The organism is Streptomyces sp. HPF1205 (genome assembly GCF_020400825.1).
In the GTDB taxonomy this organism is placed as follows: domain Bacteria; phylum Actinomycetota; class Actinomycetes; order Streptomycetales; family Streptomycetaceae; genus Actinacidiphila.
Genome location: NZ_JAINVH010000135.1, coordinates 1 through 661 on the forward strand (window position 1 = coordinate 1; position 661 = coordinate 661).

General features: G+C 70.8%; 1 protein-coding gene. It reads left to right on the forward strand.

Going from position 1 to position 661, the window contains the following annotated elements:
* Positions 1-661: carboxyl transferase domain-containing protein (locus tag K7G61_RS35980; protein WP_308190814.1), on the forward strand; the 661-nt coding region annotated here is incomplete at both ends.

Sequence of the window (661 nt, forward strand, 5' to 3'; positions counted from 1 at the left end):
GACTACATGGAGGTCCACGCGGGGTGGGCGCCCAACCTGGTGTGCGCGCTGGCCCGGCTGGACGGGCAGACGGTGGGCATCCTGGCCAACCAGCCCTCGGCCCTGGCCGGTGTCCTGGACATCAAGGCCTCGGAGAAGGGCGCGCGGTTCGTCACCTTCTGCGATGCCTTCAACATCCCGCTCGTCACGCTCGTCGACGTCCCCGGCTTCCTGCCGGGCGTCGACCAGGAGCACGAGGGCATCATCCGCCGCGGCGCGAAACTGCTGTACGCCTACTGCAACGCCACGGTGCCGCGGATCTCGGTGGTGCTGCGCAAGGCGTACGGCGGCGCGTACATCGTCATGGACTCCCAGTCCGTCGGCGCCGACTTCGCGCTGGCCTGGCCGGGCAACGAGATCGCCGTGATGGGCGCGGAGGGCGCGGCCAATGTCGTCTTCCGCCGGGAGATCGCCGCCGCCGAGGATCCCGAGGAGATGCGGCGGCGGAAGATCGAGGAGTACCGCGAGCAGTTGGTCCACCCGTACTACGCCGCCGAACGCGGCCTGGTCGACGACGTCATCGACCCCCGCGACACCCGGGCCACCCTCATCCGCGCCCTGGCGATGCTCCGCACCAAGGACGCCGACCTGCCCCGCCGCAAGCACGGCAACCCGCCCCAGT